The following is a 3,008-nucleotide window of genomic DNA, read 5'->3' as shown; positions in this document are numbered from 1 at the left end:
CACGGATATACCTCATAGCGGGAGTGGGTGGGACAGCGGGCCGGTACGTGCCGGGACGCCGCGCAGCACCGGCCCGATGCGGGAGAGTGTCTCGGCAACGGTGAAGCCGCCCGGCAACGGTCTCGGTGGCCCTGCGCGATCAGAGTTGGGGCTGCAGGTCCCCGGGGCGGGGCTGCGGAAGTCCACGGCTTTTGCCCGGCGTTCGGCCAGCATCCGGGTGAACCCACGTCCGAGGGTGGGGGCCTGCGGGCCGGGCCGGCACCCGCCCGGGTCCCTTGACACCCGGTTCTCTCGTTCGCCCCGGGCCCGCTCCCGCGCAGGCTCGCCCGGGTGTGGCCCGTCGTCCGGGCCACACCCATTTCGCAGATGTGCCGTTGCCAGGCTTTCACTCTGACGGTTCGTGGATTCCCGGGTTCGCTCCGACCTCGTGTACGCGGACGTCGCTCCGTGCCCGGGAGCGGCGGGCGGTGCTACGCGGCGGAATCCGGTGAGACGACGTCCCAGGTTCCGAACAGGGTCAGGCCCGCCGATCCGGCCGCCGCCACCGAGGCGTGGTTGTCGAGCTGACAGCGGTACTGGGGCTCGTGGCCCCGTGCCAGGGCGTGCCGGGAAATCGCGCGCACGAGGCGCCGGGCGTGTCCCCTGCCCCGGTACGACGGGAGCGTCAGCACTCCGAGATCGGCCAGCGGCGCGTCGTTCCACGGGTACATACTCGCCACGCACACCAACTGGCCGTCTTCGAACGCCCCGTAGACCGCCCAGTGGTCCAGCTCGACGGACGCGTCGTCGAGATCCTGCTCGGACGCAGCTTCCTCGAACTGTCCGAACACGTCCGCGTCGGCATCAGTGAGTGGACGGATCGAGGGGGCGTCCGGTTCGCCGAGCAGATTCTCCCGGGCCTCATGAGTGAAGTAGAACAGGTTGTCGGCGCCGTGCAGTGAGATTCCGGACTTCTCCAGCCGCTGCCGGAAGCCGGTTTCGTCGACCGGCTGCACCTCTTCCAGGCACACGGCCTTGGCGACCGCAGGCGTGAGCAGGACGCGTGTCTTCCCATCGGTCGTCGTGAGAATGGTGAGTCGTTCGTCCTCGCCGAGTGCGGCGTCGACAGTGACACTGAAGACGTCGTCCTCGTGGAGGAGCCGACTCGTCGGGGAGGGGGTCAGCCAGAAGTCGGTGATGGCGGAAGGGAACATGGTGGGTGCTTTCTACTTGTCGTGGTCGGGGGAGGTCAGAAGCGTTTGATGAGACTGACCGTGTGGTCGGTGACGGTGAAGCCGAGGCTCTGATAGAGGCCGAGGGCACCGGTGGGGCTATCGGCGTCGAGTACCGCGTGCTCAAGACCGGCTTCCCGCAGCGCCCGCAGCACGTGGGCCAGCAGGGTGCGGGCCAGTCCTTGTCCCCGCGCGTCCCGCCGTACACCTAAGGCCGTGATGTAACCGAACGGGCCGCCGCGCAGCGGCCACTCGTCCGGCGCCACGTCGACGAAGACGAACCCGACGACGCGTTCGCCCTCGTGGGTGTCCGGGGTGACGGCGAGCAGGGGCAGGTCCGGGCGAAACGCTTCCAGCCGGTGACCGGAGGCCCATTCGGCGGCGGTCACCGGCTGGTTGCCCCAATGGTCGCGGAAGGAGTCGTTCATCGCGGCTCTGGCCCGCTCCGTCCACTCCTCGCCGTAGGGCACGAACCGCACTCCCGGGGCGGGCGGCGGCTCGGCCAACGGTGCCTCGAGATCGAGCTCCAGTTCCATCCACCACCGGGCACGCTCGTAGCCGTGTGTCTCCAGAAGCCGGATCGCAGGAGTGGCGTGGTCCTGCGCGCCAGCGGCGAGCCAACCGGGCAGGGTCGTGTCGCTCGCCGCGAGATGCTGAAGTCCGCGGGCCTCCTGCCATGCCAGCAGCGTTGTGCCGATGCTCACCACGGCGGTCCGGAGCCACCGTTCCGTCGAGTTCCACCCAGACTATCGTCTCCTGGGCCGCCGGGGCCGTGGCCGAGCCGAAGGCGACGGCCCGACCGGTCGCATCGACGGCGATCACCGCATCGCGCCCGGGGTCGAAGACTTCGCTGCTGAACCCCTCCTCCAACTCGTCCCTCGTCACCAGCAAGCGCGGATGGTCGGTCTTTCCGGCAGAATGCGTCAGGTCGAGGATCAGGTCGATGTCACCGGGGGTGGCGGGGCTCCAGGTGAGCCCATCGCCGAGGGCGGGCAGCTCGACAGTTGACGGAGCGCTCACCCGGTCGCGCAGTGCGCTGAGTTCGGGGTGGTGATGTGCGGTCTCACTCACAGAGAGATCCTCCAATTTCAGCAGGGCGGTGTGTACCGCCTGCTCGGCCCGGGCGCCGCTGCGCCGAACAGGAGGTGCGCACCGGGGGCTCAGCGAAGGAAGGGGCCGAGGCTCCGTTCCAGCAGGGGCTTCGGTGCGGCGCCCGTCCACGCCTTGGCAGGAGTGCCGTCGGCGTAGACAACGAATGCGGGGATCGAGGTGATCCCGTGCCTGTCCGCCAGTCCGGGCTCCTCATCGACGTTGACCTTGACGACGTCCAGGACGCCCGCGTGCTCGGCGGCGATCTGCTCGACGATGGGAGTGACCCTGATGCACGGCCCGCACCACTCGGCCCAGAACTGGACTAGGACGGGGTGCTTCGCCTGCAGCACGCGGGCGGGAAATGTCTGCTCGATGACGTTGTCCACGGAGCCTGCGGGCTTTACCGCCATGGTGAAACGCTCCCTTGTCGGTGTGTTCGTGATGCATGTGCATGGTTCCCGGCCGGCTGGGAATTCGTCTGCCGGGAGCCGGCCGGCTCGATGACCGGTGGTCAGTCGGACGTGGCGCCTCGTGGGGCCGGCCCCGGCACTTGCCGCGGCTCCCGGGACGAAGAGTCGGCGTCCTTCACGGCACGCTCGACGTCCTCCGCGACCAGGTCATGATTGAGGGCGAACGCGGCAGCCACTCCCTGCCCCGCAGCGGTGATCACGAGCGCCGTCGCGTGGGACACGTTGCAGACCGCCC

Annotated in this window: 3 protein-coding genes and 1 pseudogene; all 4 read right to left on the bottom strand. The window is 69.2% G+C overall.

Translation table 11 applies throughout. The features are described from left to right. Positions 1–470: 470 nt before the first annotated feature. The gene (locus tag J1C73_RS00350) at positions 471–1,193 is read right to left on the bottom strand and encodes a GNAT family N-acetyltransferase (protein ID WP_207314535.1); all 723 of its coding nucleotides are present in this window, start codon (positions 1,191–1,193) and stop codon (positions 471–473) included. 35 nt (positions 1,194–1,228) lie between these two features. After that, positions 1,229–1,915, bottom strand: a complete 687-nt coding sequence (locus tag J1C73_RS35595) for a GNAT family N-acetyltransferase (protein WP_207314534.1) — start codon at positions 1,913–1,915, stop codon at positions 1,229–1,231. A gap of 456 nt (positions 1,916–2,371) precedes the next feature. Continuing rightward, the gene (locus J1C73_RS00340) at positions 2,372–2,713 is read right to left on the bottom strand and encodes a thioredoxin family protein (RefSeq protein WP_207314533.1); all 342 of its coding nucleotides are present in this window, start codon (positions 2,711–2,713) and stop codon (positions 2,372–2,374) included. Positions 2,714–2,814: 101 nt separating this feature from the next. Next, positions 2,815–3,008, bottom strand: a pseudogene (locus J1C73_RS00335) (thioredoxin reductase); the annotation flags it as partial.

Origin of the sequence: Streptomyces laculatispora (genome assembly GCF_017353455.1) — a bacterium.
Lineage (GTDB): Bacteria > Actinomycetota > Actinomycetes > Streptomycetales > Streptomycetaceae > Streptomyces > Streptomyces laculatispora.
This window is presented reverse-complemented; position numbering and strand designations above follow the sequence as displayed.